The organism is Gimesia chilikensis (assembly GCF_007744075.1).
Taxonomy (GTDB): Bacteria; Planctomycetota; Planctomycetia; order Planctomycetales; family Planctomycetaceae; genus Gimesia; species Gimesia chilikensis_A.
In genome coordinates this window covers 3,809,497-3,832,347 of the sequence record NZ_CP036266.1, presented here as the reverse complement: position 1 = coordinate 3,832,347, position 22,851 = coordinate 3,809,497, and the positions used below count along the sequence as shown (strand labels likewise).

Here is a 22,851-nt window from a genome sequence, read left to right as displayed (position 1 = left end):
ACAAACCTGTCTCTCTATCTGAAAATTAGTCAACCTGAACTGCGTGGGGAGGGGCAGGGAGCGATTCATCTGCCAAATTCTCCCTCGCTCCAGACTGTGATGCAAGTTTCTTTTGCTTTCCCCCTGTAAAACAGCTCAGAAACTCGCATGCCGACGTCAATTGTTCGCAAAAAAATGAACCAGTCATATGACATCTGAGTCTCAGCTCGATATACTGCCAGTGGGAAATATTGTGCTAACTTGAGATATGGCAATCATTTTTTTACGATCTCCAGTTGGAAATCGAGTGGATGATTGTAAGTATATTGACGAATTTGATTTAAAAGACAAAGGGATTGATTTTATGGCGATACCGACCATTCAACCGGGAACAACAAAAATTGGCTGGATTGGAACCGGAGTCATGGGAGCCAGCATGGTGGGACACCTGATGGATGCAGGTTTCTCAGCCACGGTTTATAATCGCAGTAAATCCAAAGCAGAGCCGCTGATTCAGAAAGGGGCCTCCTGGGCTGACTCTCCCAAAGCGGTCGCAGAAGCAGCCGATGTCATCTTCTCTATCGTCGGTTTTCCAACTGACGTCCGGGAAGTCATTCTCGGTGAAGACGGAGCACTCGCCGGTGCTTCCGAGGGTAAGATCCTGGTCGATATGACCACCAGCGATCCTTCCCTGGCTGTGGAAATCGCGGAAGCCGCTCAGACCAAAGGTGTCTACAGCGTGGATGCTCCCGTCTCCGGTGGGGATGTAGGAGCGAAAAACGGCACGTTGTCCATCATGATCGGTGGCGACGAAGCTGTGGTCGACGCATTGAAACCCTGCTGGGACGCCATGGGCAAAACGATTGTCTACCAGGGGGAAGCAGGATCCGGTCAACACACGAAAATGGTGAACCAGATTCTCATCGCCACCAACATGATCGGCGTGTGCGAAGCGCTGCTCTATGGTTATAAAGCGGGTCTGGACCTGCCTACGGTTCTGCAGTCGGTGGGCAGTGGTGCCGCCGGCAGCTGGTCGCTCTCCAACCTGGGACCGCGGATCATGGACAATAATTTTGATCCGGGCTTTTTCGTAGAGCACTTCATCAAAGACATGGGAATTGCCCTGGCAGAAGCTAAAAAGATGAACCTGAGCCTGCCCGGGCTGGCCCTGGGACATCAGCTTTACATGGCTGTCCAGGCACAGGGACATGGCCGCGACGGCACACACGCCCTGCAGCTGGCACTGGCATCCCTGTCGAACGTCGACTGGGAAAACCGCTCCTAGTCTCAAGCATTTAAATGAAATCGAACTGGTCGGACAGAATCAAACCGGACAGTAAAATTCCAATAAGGTAAGATAAGCATGGCGAATCAAAGTGACCTGTTTGCAGGTCTTTCGGTGGCAATGATCACCCCGTTCAAGAATGGCGAAATCGACGAAAGCGGCTTACAGGCGCTGGTTGATTACCATGTCGAGCAGGGAACCGACACCTTGTGTCCGGTGGGAACAACCGGAGAATCTCCCACACTCTCACACGATGAACACAAACAGGTCATTTCCATCGTCTGCAAACAGGCTGCCGGCCGGATTAAAGTCATGGCAGGCACCGGTTCCAATAGTACCCGTGAGGCAGTCGAGCTGACCAAGTACGCTGAGCAGGCTGGTGCCGACGGTGCTCTGCATGTTGCCCCTTATTACAACAAGCCGACCCAGGAAGGCTTTTATCAGCACTACAAAGCAATTGCCGAGTCTGTTGAACTGCCGATCGTCGTATATAACATTCCCGGCCGGACTGCCAAGAATATCGAGCCGGAAACAATTATTCGCCTCGCCGAAATCCCGAATATTGTTGCCGTCAAAGAGTCTACCGGCTCGATGGATCAGGCTTCGCATATCCTTTCTTCCTGCGACCTGGCAGTTCTCTCAGGCGATGACAGCCTGACTCTGCCACTAATGGCGCTGGGAGGCAAGGGGGTTGTGTCGGTCGTCGGTAATATCGTTCCCGCGGACGTCAAAGCGATGCTGGCGGCATTCAATGCCGGCGATCTCGCCAAGGCCCGCGAATGGCACTACAGGCTGTTTACGCTCTGTCGTAACCTGCTGGGACTGGCGACAAACCCGATCCCGATCAAAGCAGCCATGCAATTACTGGGGCGCGACAATGGTGAAGTCCGTCTCCCCATGACACAACTGGATGCCGACTCAATGAAGGTGCTCGAGAAAACGCTGCAGGATTATGGCCTGCTGTAAGGTTTCTGTTAAAATGGGTACCAGTGCTGAGAGACTGGTCGAAATCGTCTGATTTACGATCGCCCGCCAGATATTCACTCCGATTAATATAAGAGGTAACGCCTGTGATCTTTGGTTTTGGAAAGTCCCGGGATGAAGAGGAAGAACTCGAAGAAGAGATCGAACCGGTCTCGTTCCAGGGGGCGTTAAATGGACAGCCCGCGAATCTGAAAGACAATGCACGTCTGGTCAAAGCGGGATTGATGCCCGCCAAGAATATCATCACCGACGGGCTGGCTCTGCGGGCACAGATGATTCGATTTGAACCCAAGGGTGAACGGTATCAGGTGGCCTTTTACGTGGATGGCGTACCAAACCCGGGCCCCAAGCTTTCCAAACAACAGGGTATGGCTGTAGTGCAGATTATTAAACTGCTCTCCGGTTTGAACATCCAGGAACGGAAACGTCCCCAGCAGGGGGGCGTGAATGCGGAACTGGAAGAGGTGAATTACCAGTTGCGGGTCGCCACTGCTCCAACACCTGCGGGCGAACGGTTGACAATCAAAGCCATCGACGTGAAACATCCCCTGGATCGCGCAGACGATATCGGGATTACCGAGGAGCTGAAAGAACGCATTCGTTCGCTGAGCACCGGTCGCAACGGATTGATTCTGGTCAGTGGCCCCCCGAATTCAGGACTGACCACCACCACCTTTGGTGTGGTGCGATCTGTTGACGCCTACCAGTATACGATCTTCGCTCTGGCAGAACCGGAGCATCGCGAGTTCAGCCACATCGCAACCCTGGATGAAAAAGAGGGAGATACGTTTGACGATGAGTTGCGGCGAATCATCCGTATGGAAGCAGATATCATTTATCTGAAGCCCATTACCGATGAAGACTATGTCCGCAGCATCATGGGGGTCAAAGATGAGATCACGATGATTGCAGAGATCTCAGCCAAAGACGCTGTTACCGGGATGATGAAGTTCTGCAAACTGGCAGGCAGTGTCGAGAAAGGCGTGGATTCACTGAAGTGTGTCGTAGGCTATCGCCTGATCCGCACACTTTGTGACAAGTGTAAAGAAGCATTCCGTCCCAATCCTAAACTGATCGCCAAGATGGGGTTACCCAAAACGACCAAGATGCTGTATCGTCCGCCGCGTGAAACCGTGGATGAAGATGGCAACGAAATCGAACCCTGTGAAAAGTGCGACGGGCTCGGCTACTATGGACAGACTCTGCTTCTGGAATTCATCGAAATGACCGATGAGATGAAGCAACTGATCATTGCTGGCGGCGATCCCGCCAAAATCAAAGCCCTGGCAAAAAAACAGGATATGCCTTCAATGCAGAAAGACGGTATCCGTCTGGTCGCGGAAGGCAAGACTTCTCTGGAAGAACTGCAACGGGCGTTCAAGCAGGGCTGATAGTCTTGCGGATGTGATCCAACTGAAAAAAGTGAGTTCTGCAATCCCGGTGCGCCTGCTCATTAACTGGCACACCAGGCAGACTGCGCTAAAGATTCCGATTGGAGCGACCGATACTCTGCTGATGGAGCCTCTGTTTTTTATTGTTGCTCCACTTCGCTCGCGGATGAGGGCACTGCTCTTGCCGAGAGTAACCCTTTGGTCCCTTCCAATCCAGGTCACCTCTCACAGCAGCGGGGTGACTGTTCTCTCTCATTTGCAGTTCGAGGTTATGATGCAGGCTCGCCAGAAACTCGTTCTCTTCAGTACCGGTTTACTTTTCTTCACTGTCATCACGTTTACCAGCATCCAGAACCAGATGGTGCGTCAGCCTCACGAAAGGGCGGTCCCACACCATTATGAGTTTTACAGCATGGACGTCGTGCAGATGTTTCCAATCAGTGCTGAAGACCAGCTGAATGATCAGCGGAAAGTTCTGGAACAATATCAGCAGGAGCGGAAGTCGGTGCAGAGTTCAGACAACGCCACATCGACCAACTGAACATAAGGTTCGTAGACGCCATATCTATGCCCGCCAGTTGTGCTTGATACAAAATATTGTCCGATTACGCAGATTGTACCGAAGATTCCGGCCGTGATTGTCGATAATAGAAGTACACACATGATAGTAATGCGTGACCTTGCCAGTCATTTCCCGTTGAAATGATGGATTAAGTTTATGGACAGACTGATCCCAAGGTATTACCGGCACTTGTTTTACCCTGTTTCCGTTTCTCCCCGACAGGTGCCATTCGACAACTTTACTTTCCGAGGACAATCATGGTGATTCGCCAGCTTAAAAATTGGTCAACTGTTGGAGTACTGGGTTTAGCACTGATGGGATTAGCAAACTCTGGATGCCAGACCAGCCTGGGAGGCCAGACATTGCCTTCAGCCTACTACCTGAATGATGACGTACAGTTCTTCCCGGCCGGCCCCGAAGAGCAGTTGTACAACCAGCGGGAAGTACTGGAACAATACAAGCTCGAGCACGAAGCTCAGCAGCAGCAATAATCGCTGCCAGTTACAACAGGGGGGACCCTTTCGTAGTAACTCACGCAGATTTCGCGCCTTGTGCCGAAATCTGCATGCGAAAGGACTCAAGCCGGACGATGAGAACGGGACTCTCGCCCGGCTTTTTTACGTTTTCAGGCCACCAGATTAGAGTGTTTTGGACATCTTCTCAGCCAGCCGCGTCAAGGCAGGGCTGACATCCGTCGGCTTCAGATGGACATTAATCACGCTCAAGCTGTCCGTATTGGCCAGCGCCGCTTTGAGTGCCTTCTCCAGGTCGCCTTCCGTGCTGACCTCAAAGCCCCAGCCTCCGCCGATCAGATCCGTAATATTATGATATTTCCAGTCGGGAATATTATTAAACGGCCCCTCCTGCAGAAAACGTTCGGTCATGTAGCCCTTATTATTCAGCACAATCACGATTGGATTGTACCCCAGCTTGAGGGCCGTTGAGAGCTCCAGGCAGGTCATCTGAAACGCACCGTCTCCCACCAGAACAATCGGCCTGAGTTCCTGATTAGCGACCTGGGCTCCGATCGAAGCCGGGATCGCAAACCCCATGGAAGTATAGTAAGCGGGACTCAGGAACTTGGTATGGGTGCTGATAGTCAAATCGACGGCCCCAAACAGGCAGTCCCCGACATCCGTCACTACGACCGTATCGTCACTCAAAATCTGATTGATGCTTTGGAACAGGTGTTTTGTGGTCACGGGCGCAGTTGGATTCACTTCGAAATCGATCTGCGGCGGACGGACCTGATCCGGAATTTTTCGCTTCACCACTTTCATTTTCTGCTTACGCAGTGCTTTCACAAAGTCCGAGAAGACGACATCGTGAAAATGGTGATAGCTGATTCGTAGCTTCTCGCTGGTAGCGTAGATGCATTTGCCGGGATCGAGGTGCGCGGTGTAGATGCCCAGGTTAATATCTGTCATGAAGGTGCCGAGGAGAATCACACAGTCGCTCTCTTCGACGTATTTCTGCACTTCGTTGCGCCCCATGGCCCCTTCATAGACGCCCAGGTACAAAGGGTGTAATTCGCTGACAACCGATTTCCCCAGAATGGTCGCACACATCGGGATCTGGTGCTTCTCCGCGAATTTGAGGACCTCTTCCCGCAACCCGAAGCGATGCAGTTCAACACCAGCCACAATGACCGGCTTCTTGCTGGCTTCGAGCAGTTCGGTAGCTTCTTCCAGTGACTCGCGGAGTGCATTTTTATCGCTCTCCGCCTGGCTGTCGTCCGGAATATGGGGGACAATCGCTTTGGTATGGACGCAGTCACGGGGGATTTCCAGGTAAACGGGCCGCTTGAAACGCACACAGGCTTCCAGGCAGCGATCGATTTCATGAAAAGCCGTCATCGGGTCATCGAGGACGGCAGAAGCGACCGTGATTTTCTCGAAGACATCCCGCTGGGTGTGAAAATCTTTGACCCGGTGATGCAACAGGGGGTCGCTGGCACGTTCTGTCATACCTGGTGAGCCGCTGATGACGATCACAGGAGATTTTTCAGCGTAGGCCCCAGCTATCGAGTTACACAGCGACAAGCCCCCCACACAGTAGGTGACGCAGACTGCCCCCAAGCCATGCACGCGGGCATATCCGTCGGCGGCGTAGCCCGCGTTATCTTCGCGTGTCGTTCCGATCACACGAATCGGACTCTCTTCCAGCATCCCATAGAACTGCAGCACAAAATCGCCCGGGATTCCGAACAGATCGGTAATTCCGTAGTCCTGCAGACGCTGAATCAGATAACTGCCAATCGTATGTACTTTTCCGTTCTGCTTGTTTGCCGAACGTTTTGTGGTTGTTTTTTTTGCGGGTAACCGGGACTTGGTTCCACCTGATCTGGTGCCTGTTTTGCGAGCTGCCATCACAAACCCTTCCTTGCAAGATGAGTGGTTGCATGAGAATATCAATGAATGAAGTGTTCATCATCCATTATAGCACTTCCACAGTCTCGAATCAGGGGAATTCGCATATTCCCTTAATATGACTGATGTTAGAGCGAGTCCGACAGCACTAACTCGCGCACTGCGCTGTGCCTTTCAGCGTTGAATCAGCTTGCGGAGGCCCCGCCGCTCAACGTGTTTGACGGGCTCAGCTCCCTCCTGGGTCGGCTGAGACTGTGGGGCGATGGTTTCCCCGAACTGGCCCCAGTAACTTTCCAGCAGGCGATAGCAGTCCAGGTAGCGTTGTGAGTCCCAGGCCAGAGCCAGCGTTGAGATCAGCTTGGTCAGCTGACGGTCATCTTCGGGAGAAATCTGATGGATTTGCAGATCGACATCATCGATCCATAGTTTTTCATTCCCCAGCTTCTCGATCACGATCTGGGCATTCTGAATCTGTGAGGAGGGAATGTCTTTCACACGGAAGACGTACTTCCGCCAGTTCTGGTCCACACCGATGATGGCAGACTGCGCCTTGAGCTTTCCATTCTGCTCCGCTTCCAGTGAAATCCGCACCTGCATATTGGGTGACTTTGATTTCATCCAGACGCCCATATTCAGATAGCGGCAATTCTCCAGGGGAATGGGATTCGTACGCAGGAAGTTATTACCCGGGCGGGTATCCAGCACGAGTGAAGTGCGACCCGAATGCGCTTCTGTAGTATCGAGATTCCAGGAAACCCGCTGATCCGTTTTAGACTCCCAGCCTGCGAGGATATAATCCCGTGAGTTTTTGGCTTCAAAATCCGCCTTGAAGACGACAGCCGATGCATCATCCAGTGATCGATGCAGTTGCACCAGCATTTTTTTCTTCTGATCAATGCGCGCCTGTAATTCCTGCAGATCAACCTGATCAATGGTGGTTTTGACGGAGATCAATCTCGCCTGGGCGTCGTCGATCTCGAACGCCTGCAGATCGTAGGCTTCCAGCGAGATCTTATAGCTGCTGACACCTTCAGTCGTACGAGTGAAATGCACCGATTCGCCGTTTCCGAGTCTGGCCACGGTCGCTTTTGGTGTCATCATCAACGATACGGTCGCTTCGCAGCGGTAAGGGAAGTCGTTGACCAGATAGAAGACAGACTTCTCTTTCCCTCTGGAAAAACGGGTAATCACCGGCTGCTCTGAGGAGTCGATTGTCTGGAATGGACGGGCCGGTAATTGAATCAGCTGCGATCGCAGGGAACGTGTGGCCTCTTCCTGCCCAAAGGGAATCGTCCAGCCTCCGTCAAATGTCATATAGGGATCCAGTGCTGCAACGGAATGCACATAGCGAATCCGATTGGCTGCCGCTGAGGGCGAAGCCTGAGTGGCCAGCCAGGTAAAGGCCGGCTGCCAGGGAGACAGCCGGTCGAATTCAGGAATCCGGATTTCCAGTGGCTGATGATAATAGACGACGCCATTAACGCGCGACTTGAAACTGTCATCAATGTTGGAGTGAGTGTTCAGAAACTGAAGATCGTGCTCGGCCTGTTGTCCCCAGATGAAACGCTGAGGCCTGATTACTACGGCATTGGTGATCTGATCATAGCGGGATAAATCGAGCCCCATCTCCATCAGTACCGGTCGAAACGGGGCGCCGGTTTTCAAAGCAGAAATCACATTCCCCTGCCGACTTTGAGTCGGAATCAATTCGCGGGCAGAAAATACCAGTTGTGCGTCGGGTTTCGCTTTCGACAATACTGCTGCGAGCTGTTCATGCAGGGCCCGGATTTTCTGACAGCGCCAGTCGGTCCATTGAGGCAGAGCCGTCGTGGTCAGGTATTGATATCGTTTTTCAAACCGTTGCGATTCAGCAAACCGGGGAATTCGCACACCTGTCTCCCGGGAGAAAGCGGCGACAGTCGCATCATCGTAGCCCCAGTCCAGTCCGGGAAGCTGTAAGTATCCATTCAGACTGAGTTGTACCGCCACCCCCTGAAACGAAGGGTGTGCCTGATAACGTTGGACCAGTTCAGTAAAGACGTTGACAATTTCTTCCTGAACCCGGGGATGCAGGGGATTATAAAAGGGGGCCTGCCCGCGGGCGGCCACTTGTGATTTTTTCCAGGTCTGGCCGTGCAGGTTAACCAGTTCGATACCCACTGCCTGCTCAGGCTGTTCCTCAATCAGTTTTTCCAGAGCCGCATTGACTGACGAGAACTGCAATTCAGGCACCAGGGTTAACTGCTCCCGGTCAAATATCCGAAACAGCAGTTCCAGAACGTCTTTCCGCTGAAGATCCTGCCCGGAAGAATGGTACACTCCAGAGTCATAACGGGGAGTTGGCTGTAAGTGCCGGGAAGGGTAGATCGCACTGCCATCGGCTGCGACACCCAGGAGAACGCTGTTAAAACTCTGGTACTTCAGATACTGTGCCAACCGGTCTCCCGCCTCATAGAAAGTCTGCCAGTCATCCAGGCTGCGATGACTGTTGAGGTCCAGGACCTGGGCGGCGCCAAAGATTTCGGGAAGCAGTGGCTTTTGCAGATAGGGACCCACCAGTCGTTTTTTCTCTGTGGGTAATGAAAGTTCTGCTGACATCTCATTTTTATTACTCGCCAATTCATAAACCGAGACCTCAGCCACTTCTGCGGCTTCAGGATGCCCCAGACTATGGAATAGCAACACGGGATTGGTGACTTTAGGCCAGAACAGCAGTTCGGTCCGTGACTCAGTCTCCCGTTTCTGCAGGTTTGAGGCAGGGGATGCTGCAGCGTGGTAGACGCCCCCATCAATGCCTACCGGAACCAGTTGCCCTGCAGCGTCTGGTTCCAGCAGACTGAACCCCAGATGGGTGTCTGTTGACTCAGGATAGGTGATCACCAGCTTATGTGGCAGGTGCGGATGCCTGATTTTCAAGTGGTAAGCAGACCAGGGGGCTGCTGCCGAAGTGTCCGCAGGTAAGTCCTTGCCAGATTTAAACAACGAGCGAAACGAATTGCGAAGCCGGTTGCGCGCCCGCCGCGCGACCAGATCGTTCTGATCCTGTTTTCCATCCAGCGAAAGACTGTCGACCAGCACGGATGATTCACTTTCAGCCAGTGAAGTCGTCACGCCCTGGTCCAGGACAACAAACTGCGCCAGGGATTCCTGCCCCGAGTCCGCGTTGACCTGCAGCAGATAAACTCCTTCTGCGGGTGCCTTGAACTCCAGAGAGATACCTGTTTTGGTAAGGTTCTCTTGTGACACCTCGGAAAGTTTGATTTGGCCTTCCAGCACGGTTTCCGTGCTGCGGGCTCGAGTGACTCGCCACTTGAGAACGTCGGCTGAGGAGATTTCTTTTCCTCGTAAAAAAGTGGGAACAACCTGAAATTGAACTGATTCTGCCGGTTCATATACCAGATGGGGGCGGTCTACCTGCAGAGCCAGCTTTTCTCCGGGAGCCTGCTGGACGATCAACTGAGCACCGGTCTGGGTGATCGGCAGGATCTCTTTGTGCTGCAGCAGTTCGTTCAGTGAGAATTCCTGTTTCAAAGTGATCGAGGAGTCATTGCGGTCCTGAAGAAAGACCTGCAGCTTAGCAGCAGGAGCTCCCTGGACTTCCAATTCAATACTATTGAACACCCGACTGGTTCGTGGCTGATAGAGTACAGCCCCCTGATCCCGGGTGATGACAGAGATTTCGTCGGCATCGACTCCCAACGAGCGAACCGCAGTAATTTCACCCTCAGTCAGTTCGAAGCGTGCATTCCAGAGTCGAGGAGTCTGCTCACCCCATTCAACCCGCAGCCGGGTAGCGACAGAGGTATCGCCGTCTGCGAGCGCCGAACCGGCAAGCAGGCAGATGAAACCACAGATCAATAGAATTCGTTTCCGAATATGAGTCACAGATTTTCCACTAACACAGACAGTAGCGAAAGGCCCAGGAAATGTGTTTAGCCTGAACGGAAAACAGACGAAGAGGGGAATCACTTTAGAAATGAATAACAGGCGAGGGCACGTATTATATTAATTTCGGAATTCAGGCCAACCCCAATTAATTTTTTCCTGATCTGCACGAAACGTACCGTTTTTTCCAGGAACCCTCTTGACGAAAATCCGCAAACCTGCAAAAAAACGTCTCCTCTCTCGCAACTGTCTTTAAGACTCTCAATCCACAAGCAGTTGTCATTCGTTTGAATCTCGAAAGCATATCTTGTTGTAAACGTCTCCGCTTTCGGAATTGAAACACCAAATCCTCATACCTCTCAAAACCCCAATACCTGCCTGGACTAATCATGATGTTAAAAAACGGTTTCTCTCTGGTCAGTGGCCTGCTTCTACTTGTATCGGTAACAGGTTGTGCTTCCATGGTCGAAATGAAGACCATTGAGCAGTTTGCACAGGCAATGGAAAAAGAAGACATCCGAAAACTGAAACATCATACCACCATGAAGTTTTCCAAGGTGGCATTCAGAGACAAGTCGTCGCTGGATGACCTGAAGGTTCTCAATATTCCGACCGGTGAAGCCACGATTGTAGAAATCAAGGATGTTTCCGAGAATCACAAAAAAGTGGTTGTTGAAGTCGGTAAAAACAAAAAGAAACTGCTCTACGAGCTGAAGAAAGTCACCAAGACCGGAGAGTGGGTTGTTGATGACATTTACATCAACCAGAAATCGAAAAACCTGAACGTGATGAAGTCGGTCACCGAGCAGATGGATCTGTTAGTGACCATCCGCGAATTTGTCGATGCCTGGGAAGACGGCAATCGGGATGACATTCTGGCATCCACAGATGGTGAATTCAAAGAAACACTGGAGCAGTTGCACCCCGCGTTCCTGGCCAAGCTTTCCCAGCGAATCGCCGGCGAATCTTCCAGCACGAAACGTAAACGCCCCGACGCCCAGATGGATAAAGACATCGCCATTATTCGTATTTCGCGACGTTCAGGGCAGATGATCATCACGATGAAACTCAACGAAGGCAAATGGAAAGCGACTGACGTCGCTGTCGAATCCCGCGAGGATGGGAATCATGTGAAGTCCGCGAAAAAAGAAGCCAAGATGCTGCTGGCAGTCAGCAACTTCCTGGATGCTTACAACCAGGCTGACAAAGTCGCCCTGAAAAAATTCTCGGCCGACAAGTTCTACCAGGGCAGCCTGAACTTTGGAGACCTCAAAGTCGCTCCCCTGCCGGAATCGCAGATGGCAGCAGCAGATTATGAACTGAAAGTGGAAGACAAACTGGCCAACTTCATCACCCAGAAAGACGGGAAGATGGTTAACCTCTCCCTGCTCAAGATCGAATCCGATGAAATGGATATCCCCGATCAGTACCTGGTTGAAGAAGTCACACTGTTCCAGGATCATGGGAAACAGCAGGTCACTCTGACCTCACTGTTCTCCTCCCGCGCGATCACATTGCTGTTCAATGAAGCTTTGACCAAACGGGATGTCAAGATTCTGGGTTTCAGTTCGACTCCCGATTTAAACCGACGCGTCTGGGAGCAGGTCAATCCCAACCTGGTAGCCCAGTTGCCTATTGACGAAATCGCACAGCCAGGCTTTGAGATCCTGGACATCGACTTCAATGGTTCTGTTACGAAGGTCCATGCCCGACAGGGGAACCTGCCGTTAACTTACATCCTGCGTGACCACCTGGGACAACTGCTGGTCGATGATATCGAACTCGACCTGCAGGGCCGACCATCGTCTGTGAAAGCCACCCTGGAGTTGCTGGTTCAGGTACAGAACTACGCCTACGACATGCACGAAAACAATATTCGCAATCTGCAGCGTCACTCGACTCGTGACTTCAATGAACTGGTCTGGAGACAGGTTGATCGGGTTCCACAGATTGGCTTCTCTATCCCGGAACTGCTGATGTCACGATTGACGACAATGGAACTGAATGAAAACCAGGGCTATGCTCGCCTCAAACTGGGTGATGACCAGCAGGGTGCCACAGTGATAATCAAGCGTCAGCACGATGAGTATGTGATTGATGATATCATGATTCATTCGGACAAAGTGGCTTCCCGCTACGTTTCCACCAAGAAGGAACTTCGTCTGGCTATGGCAGCAGACACCGGATTGCTGCGAAACAATCAGGCGGTACAGGCGACATACACCATCTCAAACAAAACTCCCTCCGAAGAACGTTCTACCATCTCGATTCCAGAAGTAGAGCCGGCTGGATTTGAAGTTCCACAGGAAGAGCCCTAGAACTGGTCAACGGGGCCCTGATCCTGGGGAGTACTGAGATAGCGAATGTGTTTGTGAACACTTACATTGATACTTTGATACCGGGTTTTAAGGTGCCCGGTATCAAACAGGTCATCTTTAAGCAGCTCCAGGTCATCAGACCCAACCGCGTTCGTAAAGATTTTTGACAGGTATTGCACACCCAGTTTCGAAGGCTGGTAGCGATGCTCATCATAGAACGAGGGGTGCAGGGTACGAGGGTGGATTCCCCGCCAGGCATCCCGCAGTGCATTGCCACTGATTGAGCTGACGTGGAATCCCTGCTGCTCATTCCACTGCAGGATGGCTACATAGTTGTTCTGCCGCTGGACCAGCAGGTCGACCGCTTTTCCCCCAAGCTGGGCGGCATAAAACCGGTCAAAGCGGATAGGACGTCCGCCGCGTTGTGTGTGACCAATTTTACGGGTGAATGTAGCCGACTTGGCCATTTCATGTCGCTTCCTCGAGACAAAGTAATGATCCCCCAGTGACTCGATCAACATGTTCTGCAGAATCTCGGCAGCCCCACTGAAGATCACGTTTCCGGCAGGGTCGACACTTTGCGAAATGTCCCCCAGTCGTTTCCCATTCTGATCCCGGAGTCCTTCGCCAATGACGATCACCACATTTTTCTGTGTGTCGTAGAGTTCGCGGACCCGGCGTTCGAATCGATCGTAATCCAGGGGGACTTCCGGAATCAGGACAATATCGGGTTGTCCATAGGCGGCCCCTAATGCAAGATATCCCGATTCCCGTCCCATGACTTCGATAATCGCGATCCGTCGGTGGCTTTCGGCAGTGGTTCGAATACGCTGCACGCCCTGCACACAGACGTAGACCGCAGTCGCATAGCCGGGGGTCGCGTAATTGACCATGTCATCCAGTTCCAGATCCTGCTTGGCCGGCAACTTGCGAAGCTTCTCTTTCCCGGTCTCCGGGTTCGTTTCCTTCACCCATTCATTTGGTTCATCGAGGTAATTCAAACCGAGATCGTTATCGATGGTTTTGGGAGCCAGCACACAAGGCATGAACTGCGAGATCGGCTGCATGCCATTCAAAGTTCCGTCGCCGCCGATACAGATCAAGCCTTCGATCCCGAGCTGATCCAGGCGTTTCTTAACCACCTGCAGTTCACCGGCATGGGACTCATCAATATAGGTGCGGGATGAACCCAGAATCGTACCACCGCAGCGGGGATCGAGTTCAGGAAGAGTTGAATAGAGTGGATTCAACCTGATGTGAGGTACGGCGGGGTCGAGCAGTCCGCCAAAGCCTTTGATAATCCCCACGACTTCCAGCCGTAGTTCGTTTGCACGCTCCACAGCTCCAAAGATTGTGGCATTCAATGCGGGCGTGTCACCACCTGCCGTTAAAAGAGCAATCCGACGCATAGCGGTCCTTTCATGCTGAACTGCGGGTAGCTGGCTGGGAATACATCGATGCATTCGCCATTTCTGTCAGACAGAAAATGAGTGTAATCCAGCTGGATCTTTGATTTCCTATTTACGGTATCAGGGTTGATTCGATAAGATTTCAGCCGCTTACACTACTGTCTATTATCGCAAGAATCCCGTTTTCTTCGCGAACCCGGTTGCGAATTATGATGTAGTTTCTTAGAGATTGCATGTGTTTTTTTATGTTTCCTGAAAAATCGCATGCCCACCGGCTCTCAGCCAGGCCCCTGCGCTACCTGTTTTATCCAATCTCTTTGATTTCTGAGTCATGCGAGGTTTATCGTGAAATACGCCATTGGTTGTTTTTTCTCTGCCGTGATCGGTGGTCTGGTCGTTTCTGCTCTGGATGCCCCGTCTGCAGGTCTGATTGCCTCTTCAGAGGCACAGGTACAACCGAATTTAACCGGCCCCCGAATCATTCCTCCCACGCCACTGAAACCCGCGCCCCCTGAGGTTAATGCCAACAAGACGACGCCGGAACATATCACCGAATTATTCAATCAACGCGGGCTGTCTCCCGAAGAGGAGATTAATGTCAGCGTGTATGAAAAGCTGAATAAGAGCGTGGTCCACATCACGACCAAAGGCACGAAGAGCGATGGTTTTTTCATGCTCGAATATGATACGGAAGGCGCAGGTTCGGGAGCCATCATCGACAAAGCAGGGCACATTCTGACCAACTACCATGTGATCGAAGATGCCCAGCAGGTGAATGTCACCCTGTTTAACGGGAAATCATACCAGGCCACCTTTGTCGGCGCTGATGCCATCAATGACATTGCCGTGATCAAAATTGATGAAGCTCCGGAAGTGTTGTTTCCGGTCAGCATGGCCGATTCCAGTAAGTTGAAAGTAGGACAGCGTGTCTTTGCGATTGGCAACCCGTTCGGACTGGAACGGACGATGACCTGCGGTATTATCTCCAGTTTGAACCGGTCCCTGAAACTGCGGGGTAACCGCACGATCAAATCCATCATTCAGATTGATGCCGCAGTGAACCCGGGGAACTCAGGTGGCCCCTTGCTGAATTCGCATGGGCAGTTAATCGGAATCAATACCGCAATCGCCAGTAATACCGGTCAGAGTTCCGGCGTGGGCTTTGCGATTCCTTCGAATCTCGTTGCCCGCGTCGTTCCCCAATTGCTGACCCACGGACATATGATTCATCCGGAAATCGGTATTCAGCGTGTCTATGAGACCGAGCAGGGTTTATTGATTGCGAAACTGACACCGGGGGGACCCGCTGAGAAGGCAGGTTTGCGCGGTCCAAAGATCGTGCGACAGAGAAGGGGACTGATCGTCATCGAACGGGTCGACCGGGGGGCAGCGGATCTGATCGTCGCTGTAGACCAGAAGCAGATCAAATCCGCTGCGGACTTCCTGGATTATATCGAGAGCAAAAAGCCTGGTGACACCGTTGTGGTGACCGTGCTGCGGGGGAAGGAACAGACGCCGACCAAAGTCTCGGTCACCCTGACCGCCAGTCAGTCCAACCGACCATAAAAAAAACTCCCCGGTGAAAGCTCATCGGGGAGTTTTTATATTCTCATGATGCAACTGAGTGCACCAGGGGAGCATGCTTAGTTCAAAGCAGGCTCTACGTTGATCCGTCGACCATCCTTATCGAAGAAGACAGTGCCTTCAACCAGTGAGAAGATGGTGTAGTCTTTGCCCATTCCCACGTTTTTACCAGGATGCCATTTGGTACCGCACTGACGGGCGATGATGTTTCCTGCCAGAACGCTTTCACCGCCGAATTTCTTGATTCCACGGCGCTGAGCTTCTGAATCGCGACCGTTACGGCTGGAACCTTGACCTTTCTTATGTGCCATTACTCTTTTCCTCAGGTAGCAAAAGTCGCCCCTGACAGGGGCTTTTCCTAAAATATTGGTTAATCGAGGCCGTATATTGGCGAATCAGGCCTGAACTTGCAAGAGATAAACCCTTTTCTGGACAATTTCCCACTGTTTTTCAGCAGTCAGGGAGAAATCAGGGCTGTTTTTGCTCAGCCGCATTCAGATTGAGCTTCTTTTCCATCTCGGCAGCCTGCTCAGGATCATCGGGCAGGTATTGCCAGAAGGGACTCCCTTTCGGACGGAACTCCTGTTCCTGCTGTCCAAACTGGTCTCCCGGTCGCCAGTATTGCTGAACCAGGACCTTGCGGAGGGTCATTTCTTTTCCATCGGGACCTTCGACCTTTTTATAGCCGTTTGAGAGACCATAGAAGAGAATCGTGAAATAGTCAGTATTGGGGTCCACGCCTGTCCAGACACAGACACCATAGATGGCGTTTTCCGATTTTGCATCGGCTGCGGTCTCGGGTGGCAACTCTCCGATGATATCGACGGCATTTTTGAACTGACGACGCTCCCGCTTATTGATGATCACTTCCGCTTCGGGAACGATCTGGTTGGGGTAGCTGGTCTGCTGGCCGTTATCGTTGGTGATCAAGACGACTTCCGGCACGAACAGGGAAGGCCCCAAAGGTGGAACTTCTACATTCTGTGGCGTGAGGTCATTTGATGAGCCCGGACGTTCCAGCGGTCGTAACACGCATTTATAGACCAGGTACCAGACGAGAGTCTTCTCTTTTTTCCCCGTTTTGGGATTCGTCAGATCCATGCGGATCATACGCATCGGCTTGAAAGTCGCATCCAGAACCCAGAGAGATTTCTGAGTCGCCCGTTCTTCACCGGTCGCGGTCAAATCGGGTTTAATGGTAAATCCACGAGTCAGTTTATTTTCCTGAGCCTGCGCTGGCATACCACCTGTCAGCAGTGCCAGACAGCTGCAGATAAATGTTGTCAGAGCAGAACGTTTCAGTAATTGACGCATGTAATAACCCCGAAGTTTCTCACGATGCACGGAAATGAGCAATTGGCTGTCTGTTACAGTATATCGACGTAACCCGGGAAAATCCCATAGAGTCTTTACCAATTCGCTGCAAAATCACCTTGTTATCAGGTAGATTTCAGACAGGCCAGCATAAACATGTACACTCAGGAAGAGCGGTTTTGAGAGACGGGAATGCGTTGTCGCAGCCGGAGCTGCGCGTCTGTTTCCCGTAAAGTCTCCGATTTCAATATATCCCTGTCTGGAAAGCAGGGTCAAGCGCCTGCTTTCGGTTCGGGGGGATTTCACAGTAAATCCGCCTGATTATGTCAGTTGCTCGCAGCAAAACGGCACCGGCTGACAGGCTGACCTGGCCTCTATAATCCCTGCAACCCCTCTGATCAGATGCAGAGAGAGGAAGGCGACCTAGTGAAAATCGTGACCGGTCAGTTTCTCTTCGATTTCATCGGCGTGCTGGGCCACGGCGATCACACTTTTGCGAATATCCTCGGCATCAACTGAAGAGCGGGGGAAGGTATCCACCATGACGAACTTTGCCTGGCCATTCACGTCCCGAATCGAGATTCCCCCATGCGATATTTCGGAATTCAGACGCAGTGCTTCCTCGTAATATTCGGTCTGGGCATCACAGCAGGTGCTGTAGATTAACAGCAGCCGTTCATGCAGCTGATGTTCGCTGGGTTCGATGATGACAGTCTGCTTGCGTCGTTCACTCTGTTTGACTTCGAGGATGTACTGGTGACCGTTGCGTTTCCAGGAAACGTTGCGGTTATTCCCAAACGCCTCGTGCAGCATCGACTCGATATTCTGTACCTGGCCGAGAATTGCATTCAGAAACAGAGAGGCCATGTAACCGTTTTGAAACCGGTTCACGGGACTCTTATCAAGCATCAGGGAGACACACTCAGCGATCTCCAGAGGAATCTCTGGGCAGAGATCGCGAACGCTCGGTGCCGGTTTGGAAACCACATCCTGAATCAGAGCATTAAAGTTCTCCGCACGGTGCGGCAGATGGCCTGTGAGCAACACAAAAAAGCAGACCCCCAGCGAATAGACGTCCGAAGTGGCGCTGGCCATGCCCCCCTGAAAGAGTTCCGGTGCCATGTAATTTGGAGTACCGGCCAGATTGTGCTGATGCGCGCCTCCCTCCTCAGCAGAGATGCGCTTCGCCAGGCCGAAATCAGCGATTTTCGGGACTCCCGCACCGGTCAACAAAATGTTTTCCAGCTTCAGATCCTGGTGAATGATGCCTTTAGCGTGCGCGGTTCCCAGCCCTGACGCCACCTGTGCGATCAATGATGTCGCGTGCAGGGCAGAGAGGGGGCCATCCTCGCGGACAACATGGCTCAACGCACGTCCGGTGATCAGTTCCATTTCCAGAAATCGATAACCGCGTTCTTCGCCAATCGCATGGGCGGTCACAATATTCGGATGATTCAATGTGGCGACGGCGCGACCTTCATGAATGAAACGCTGCACGTATTCAGGATCGCGTTCCGAAAGATGTGGCAGCAGAATCTTCAAGGCACACTGGCGTCCCAGATCGCGATGGGTGGCCAGGTAGACCATGCCCATGCCTCCCCGGCCCAAAAGAGACTGGCACTGATAAACGTGCAGATCGGTACCCGCAATCGGATCATCCACAACAATGGAAGCGGAATCTGCATTGTCAACCAGCCCGTCGATCTCCTGCACAACGATTGTTTCCTGGAGATCCATCAACGAAATGTCATCCACGTGTGCACCGCAGACGGGGCAATTATCAGAACCGGTCTGCTGAAAGTAAGTGGAATTGCAGTTCGCGCAGTACTGCAACTGTCGATCTTGCTGCGGGGTGCCGGAATCTGAGGATGAATTGGGGGACATTGCTGAATTGCGCTCGATCAGGGGGATCTCTACAGAAGGTAATCTGTTCATGCTTGAGACAGTATTTCTATCATATCGGGATTTGAACGAAATGCGACAACCAGTTCCTGCACAATGCCGGGCGTCAGGTGAGGATTCGTTCCGCACGGCCAATTATTTGACAGGATTCCCGGATTTCCCCAAAAAATACAAATTCCCGCTTCGTAAATCCGACTATTAAGACATAGACTTATTAAACAGACGACAGCCCGCACTCAGAATTACGGCATAAGCCTCAACTATATAATCACTTACAACGGTCACCTTCCGGTAAATGCACCGAGTTTGGCCGGCGTTCTTCCCTCAGATTTAGAATATCTCCATGGTCGCTCCTGAAAATTCTCCTTCGGAAGATACAAATCCCGAGAGACTCTCTGCACACACCGCAGCTGATTCCCCGATCTTTGAGTCAGAGGATCAAGAGTCTGCCCAGGAACTGGATCAGTTTCTGGATCAGGCGTTGCAGACAGCCCAAGGGGAAGACGCACCTCGTCCGCATGATGGAAGTTCCGGAAACGCGGCTCCGCCGGGTCCCGGTCTGATTGAGTCGATCTGCTGGATGTTCGGGGTCTTCGGTGCCCATTTTTTGGGAATCATGCTGTTCCTGGTCTGCGGGGTGATTTATCTGATCGCCACATCCAATATCAGTCAGGATCCTGACACGTTCCGCAAAGAAATTGCCCAGCTCGTGGAAGGCCATCCGCTGGAGGCAGCGGGGGTCGAACAGGCCGTGTTTGTCTTTATCGGACTGATTGCCGTCGGCTTACGTCTGGGTAAACGTCCCCTGCAAAAACTCAATCTGCAGCCGTTTGCGTTTTCAACAGGCTTCCTGCTGTTTATCTGCGTGCTGCCCCTGGCGCTCATGTCGGGAGAATTGTATCGAATTGCCTTTGACGCCTGGAGTCTCGTCGCGAAACAGATTCCCATCCTCGAACGTTTCAACGAAATGCAGACGATGGAAATCGTAAAGGATATGGCGGCGAACAACTCGCTCTGGTCTCTGATTCTGGTGATAGCCGTTTTCCCCGCTATTGGAGAAGAGCTCATCTTTCGCGGCATGATTGGCCGTGGTCTGATCGCACGCTGGGGACTGGTGCCGGGAATTGTGATCACGTCGATCATGTTCGGTATCGTGCATGCACACCCCGCGCATGTAATTGCCGTCATTCCGCTCGGGATGTTCATGCATTATGTGTATTACGTGACCCGCAGTTTCTGGGCACCGATGCTGGTGCATTTCATGAACAATGCGTTTGCCGTCTCGATGGCGAAAATGGCGACCGCGATTCCCGAAAGCGCAGCCAGTCTGGGAGACGAAACTCAGCCAGTACATCCGTTGATCGTGGCATCCGCGGCACTGTTCCTGGCCGCAGTTTGTGTCCAACTCTGGAAGACACGGGTGAAATACATGACGCCACAGGGCGAGGAGTGGACTCCCGGCTATCCTTCCACCGAACAGCCTCCGGCAAACAGCCCGGTGACCATGATGCGAGAGAAAGCGCATCCGCTGCTTTACGCGGCAGGCGTGTTCCTGTTTCTGATATTCCTTGTGAGCATGGCGGCATTCAGCCCTCAGCAGGAAGCTGTTACCGCACAACCCGAGGCGATGCAGCTCATAGCGTTTTGAGATACTCGAGTACTGCCTGTTTCTCTGCTTCATTGAGGTCATTGGGATACTCGTGTCCCGCGGCTGATTTGCCGAACTTCGTAGTGTCGAAGTGGCGTCTCCGTTCGACGGTAGACAGTTTTGCCGGCAGCTCAGGTAAACTTTCGATCTCCAGTCCCACGCGATTCACATCATAACCGTCTACAGTCCGCTTCCAGACTTGCGGCCGTGCTTCGGGATGCAATACATGCCAGAGCGTGGGCACCGATCCGTTATGAAAATAAGGCGCTGATGCCCAGATTCCGTCGAGTGGCGGAGCCACGTAGCCGGCTGGGGCTTCGACGACCGGATCCTTGCCATAGCGAGAGAGCCAACTCTCATTCAGGGCTGCCCGGTAAGCGGGAGGCAGGGATTGATGACGCACGGGGTCTGTCTTCAATTCAGCCAGCGGGATAACCTTCTCGGGATAACTCGGGTTCTCTCCATAAGTACCGTGACAACGGGCACAATTCTGGTCGAAGATGATACGCCCCCGTGCGGCCAGCTGTTCATCAACGGGCCAGCGATAGCGGGGAGGTTCAAGTGATTCAATGTAAGCCAGAATGTTCGCGAAGTCCGCCTCCCACTGTTTGACCTGTCGTGCATTGTTGCGAGGAATGAGAATGAACTGCATGAGCACCCGGTGATTTTTGGTCATGAAGGCATCGGAATAGATCTTCGACTTGCGTTTTACGTTCCACCAGGCCGGGGGATCCATATCATGATGCAGCAGTTCGGGAATCGGTCGGGTCTTATCGAAATTCATCTCCCCATCACGCAGGGAATCGAGTACGACACCAAAAATGACAGCGTTGGTCGTGCCGTGCGTCGTCCCCAGGGGCATCCCTACTGCAGCCAGATCCAGGTGGCTCAGCTTCTTTAACTGTTGCAGTTTGATTTTGCTTACATCTTCGGTCAGCGTATGCAGGCCAATATGACTGTTGGGAGCTCCAGGTATCACCTGACCGGCCACCTTGCCACTATGACAGGCAAAGCAGTTCATGACCCACTTCTGTTCGTTCGTGACCACATAGCCCAGCGGGGATGACTCCGACTCGGGTTTCTGCATGATCCCGTAATAGTCAAAAATCATCTGTCGCCGCTCTGCCTGAGTCGCTGCTTCAGCCTGCTTGCGCTGGTCTTCCGGCCAGACTTTCCAGAGATCATCAAACACAGCCTGATCGAAGTCGGGAGGCAGGTACGTTTTTTCGGTCAGCAGCTGGTATCCGCGTGCAGCAGACGGTTCTTCTTCCGCCATTAACGGAATGACAGAGGCAGTTAGCTGCACAAGCATCAAGAAGCAGAAACAGAGGGTTCGCATGTTATTTCAAATCAATCTCAGAAAGAAAACAGGTCAGGGAAGAAACGGAAACAGGGTTTTGACATTGTCAGAGGTCAGGGGAGAGCCATATTCACAGGGCTCAAACGCATCGATCAGTTGAATTTCCTTGCCGCGTTCGGGCCCATATATTTCGATTACCAGATCCCGATATCGATCCGCCAGCGGCCCGATGCGGTCTTTCATCTTGCCACTAAGCCAGACTTTGCGTTCCGCGGGATCCTGCGGAACCTCATCTTCATAGAAATGGTTATAAGCCAGCCAGTCGTAGAACTGACTGCTGTGACAGTCGAGGGCATCGATCACGCGATTCCAGACCGGTTCGATATCGATGACCACCGTGGGCGAAAACGGGTAAGGCCGGGTAAAGTGATCTGACAGATACGCGATGACCGGATTTTCCCGCAGGGCAGGGACGTCTGGTACGATGGGAGGCACCGTAACCATGTAGGCGGCGTCACAGACCAGTTGCGAGGTATATCGATGATCAGGATGATAATCGTTAGGGCGGTGTGTCAGGATCAGGTCGGGCTGGAAAGTACGAATCAGTCGAATAATCTCGAAACGGGCCTCGATTGTGGGCTGCAGGTAACCGTCCCGATTGTTCAAAACTTCGTATTCGATCCCGAGAGCACGCCCGGCGGCAGCAGCTTCAGCACGACGAATTCCGGCCAGTTCCTCTCCGGAAATCCGGTGATGACCCGATTCTCCATTGGTCACACTGACGAATTTCACGGTATGACCGGCCTGCTGGTACAGGGCGGCTGTGCCCCCCGCTTTGATGTCGCAATCATCAGGGTGAGCGCCAAATACCAGGATTCGCAATGTTTGATCAGCCATAGAGTTCTAAACCTTCGCGGAATT

The 22,851-nt window shown here is 52.4% G+C and carries 16 protein-coding genes; 8 read left to right on the top strand and 8 right to left on the bottom strand.

Translation table 11 applies throughout. The features are described 5' to 3' along the window. Positions 1-343: 343 nt before the first annotated feature. From HG66A1_RS14635 to HG66A1_RS14615, 5 genes are all read left to right on the top strand, one after another. A complete protein-coding gene (locus tag HG66A1_RS14635; protein ID WP_145193791.1) occupies positions 344-1,264 on the top strand; it encodes an NAD(P)-dependent oxidoreductase in 921 nt (306 codons plus the stop codon). Between the two features lie 78 nt (positions 1,265-1,342). After that, positions 1,343-2,230, top strand: coding sequence for a 4-hydroxy-tetrahydrodipicolinate synthase (dapA, locus tag HG66A1_RS14630; protein WP_145185170.1), 888 nt, complete (start codon positions 1,343-1,345; stop codon positions 2,228-2,230). 104 nt (positions 2,231-2,334) lie between these two features. Next, positions 2,335-3,639: a GspE/PulE family protein gene (locus HG66A1_RS14625; RefSeq protein WP_145185167.1), complete on the top strand. Its 1,305-nt coding sequence runs from the start codon at positions 2,335-2,337 to the stop codon at positions 3,637-3,639. Positions 3,640-3,910: 271 nt separating this feature from the next. Further along, positions 3,911-4,180 carry a hypothetical protein gene (locus HG66A1_RS14620; protein ID WP_145185164.1) on the top strand — a complete coding sequence of 90 codons (270 nt, stop codon included), beginning with the start codon at positions 3,911-3,913 and terminating at the stop codon, positions 4,178-4,180. 335 nt (positions 4,181-4,515) lie between these two features. Continuing rightward, a complete protein-coding gene (locus HG66A1_RS14615; protein WP_228030422.1) occupies positions 4,516-4,692 on the top strand; it encodes a hypothetical protein in 177 nt (58 codons plus the stop codon). Between the two features lie 147 nt (positions 4,693-4,839). Here the strand turns inward: HG66A1_RS14615 and HG66A1_RS14610 are convergent, their stop codons facing one another. Beyond that, on the bottom strand, positions 4,840-6,570 hold the full coding sequence (locus tag HG66A1_RS14610) for an alpha-keto acid decarboxylase family protein (protein ID WP_145185161.1): 1,731 nt from the start codon (positions 6,568-6,570) through the stop codon (positions 4,840-4,842). 174 nt (positions 6,571-6,744) lie between these two features. Then, the gene (locus HG66A1_RS14605; protein WP_145185158.1) at positions 6,745-10,455 is read right to left on the bottom strand and encodes a family 10 glycosylhydrolase; all 3,711 of its coding nucleotides are present in this window, start codon (positions 10,453-10,455) and stop codon (positions 6,745-6,747) included. Between the two features lie 389 nt (positions 10,456-10,844). On the opposite strand from HG66A1_RS14605, the gene HG66A1_RS14600 reads away from it, so the two are divergent. Further along, a complete protein-coding gene (locus HG66A1_RS14600) occupies positions 10,845-12,773 on the top strand; it encodes a hypothetical protein (protein ID WP_145185156.1) in 1,929 nt (642 codons plus the stop codon). Here the strand turns inward: HG66A1_RS14600 and HG66A1_RS14595 are convergent. Beyond that, the gene (locus HG66A1_RS14595) at positions 12,770-14,182 is read right to left on the bottom strand and encodes a 6-phosphofructokinase (RefSeq protein WP_145185153.1); all 1,413 of its coding nucleotides are present in this window, start codon (positions 14,180-14,182) and stop codon (positions 12,770-12,772) included. The genes HG66A1_RS14600 and HG66A1_RS14595 overlap by 4 nt on opposite strands. A 345-nt stretch (positions 14,183-14,527) precedes the next feature. Between HG66A1_RS14595 and HG66A1_RS14590 the strand changes: the two genes are divergently transcribed. After that, positions 14,528-15,748 (top strand): S1C family serine protease, encoded by a 1,221-nt coding sequence (locus tag HG66A1_RS14590; protein WP_232106838.1) that lies wholly within the window; start codon positions 14,528-14,530, stop codon positions 15,746-15,748. A 77-nt stretch (positions 15,749-15,825) separates the two neighbouring features. Here HG66A1_RS14590 and rpmA read toward each other — a convergent pair whose 3' ends face one another. The 3 genes from rpmA to HG66A1_RS14575 form a co-directional block, all read right to left on the bottom strand. Further along, entirely contained in the window at positions 15,826-16,077 is a 252-nt protein-coding gene (gene rpmA, locus HG66A1_RS14585; protein ID WP_145041157.1) for a 50S ribosomal protein L27, read from the bottom strand. 157 nt (positions 16,078-16,234) lie between these two features. Beyond that, positions 16,235-17,080 carry a hypothetical protein gene (locus HG66A1_RS14580; RefSeq protein WP_145185149.1) on the bottom strand — a complete coding sequence of 282 codons (846 nt, stop codon included), beginning with the start codon at positions 17,078-17,080 and terminating at the stop codon, positions 16,235-16,237. A gap of 423 nt (positions 17,081-17,503) precedes the next feature. Then, entirely contained in the window at positions 17,504-19,015 is a 1,512-nt protein-coding gene (locus HG66A1_RS14575; RefSeq protein WP_145185146.1) for a serine/threonine protein kinase, read from the bottom strand. A 310-nt stretch (positions 19,016-19,325) separates the two neighbouring features. Here HG66A1_RS14575 and HG66A1_RS14570 point away from each other — a divergent pair, with 310 nt between their 5' ends. Beyond that, the gene (locus tag HG66A1_RS14570; protein WP_145185142.1) at positions 19,326-20,630 is read left to right on the top strand and encodes a CPBP family intramembrane glutamic endopeptidase; all 1,305 of its coding nucleotides are present in this window, start codon (positions 19,326-19,328) and stop codon (positions 20,628-20,630) included. Here HG66A1_RS14570 and HG66A1_RS14565 read toward each other — a convergent pair. Together HG66A1_RS14565 and HG66A1_RS14560 are read right to left on the bottom strand one after the other, a co-directional pair. After that, entirely contained in the window at positions 20,617-21,969 is a 1,353-nt protein-coding gene (locus tag HG66A1_RS14565) for a c-type cytochrome (protein ID WP_232106837.1), read from the bottom strand. The two genes, HG66A1_RS14570 and HG66A1_RS14565, sit on opposite strands and share 14 nt — an antisense overlap. A gap of 33 nt (positions 21,970-22,002) precedes the next feature. Beyond that, positions 22,003-22,827, bottom strand: coding sequence for a PIG-L deacetylase family protein (locus HG66A1_RS14560; RefSeq protein WP_145185140.1), 825 nt, complete (start codon positions 22,825-22,827; stop codon positions 22,003-22,005). Positions 22,828-22,851: the final 24 nt, after the last annotated feature.

Excerpts from the sequence above, each read along its gene's own strand:
- HG66A1_RS14635 (WP_145193791.1), top strand. The coding sequence starts at position 344 with ATGGCGATACCGACCATTCAACCGGGAACAACAAAAATTGGCTGGATT.
- dapA (WP_145185170.1), top strand. The coding sequence starts at position 1,343 with ATGGCGAATCAAAGTGACCTGTTTGCAGGTCTTTCGGTGGCAATGATC.
- HG66A1_RS14620 (WP_145185164.1), top strand. The coding sequence starts at position 3,911 with ATGATGCAGGCTCGCCAGAAACTCGTTCTCTTCAGTACCGGTTTACTT.
- HG66A1_RS14615 (WP_228030422.1), top strand. The coding sequence starts at position 4,516 with ATGGGATTAGCAAACTCTGGATGCCAGACCAGCCTGGGAGGCCAGACA.
- HG66A1_RS14610 (WP_145185161.1), bottom strand. The coding sequence starts at position 6,570 with ATGGCAGCTCGCAAAACAGGCACCAGATCAGGTGGAACCAAGTCCCGG.
- HG66A1_RS14600 (WP_145185156.1), top strand. The coding sequence starts at position 10,845 with ATGATGTTAAAAAACGGTTTCTCTCTGGTCAGTGGCCTGCTTCTACTT.
- HG66A1_RS14595 (WP_145185153.1), bottom strand. The coding sequence starts at position 14,182 with ATGCGTCGGATTGCTCTTTTAACGGCAGGTGGTGACACGCCCGCATTG.
- rpmA (WP_145041157.1), bottom strand. The coding sequence starts at position 16,077 with ATGGCACATAAGAAAGGTCAAGGTTCCAGCCGTAACGGTCGCGATTCA.
- HG66A1_RS14580 (WP_145185149.1), bottom strand. The coding sequence starts at position 17,080 with ATGCGTCAATTACTGAAACGTTCTGCTCTGACAACATTTATCTGCAGC.
- HG66A1_RS14575 (WP_145185146.1), bottom strand. The coding sequence starts at position 19,015 with ATGAACAGATTACCTTCTGTAGAGATCCCCCTGATCGAGCGCAATTCA.
- HG66A1_RS14570 (WP_145185142.1), top strand. The coding sequence starts at position 19,326 with ATGGTCGCTCCTGAAAATTCTCCTTCGGAAGATACAAATCCCGAGAGA.
- HG66A1_RS14565 (WP_232106837.1), bottom strand. The coding sequence starts at position 21,969 with ATGCGAACCCTCTGTTTCTGCTTCTTGATGCTTGTGCAGCTAACTGCC.
- HG66A1_RS14560 (WP_145185140.1), bottom strand. The coding sequence starts at position 22,827 with ATGGCTGATCAAACATTGCGAATCCTGGTATTTGGCGCTCACCCTGAT.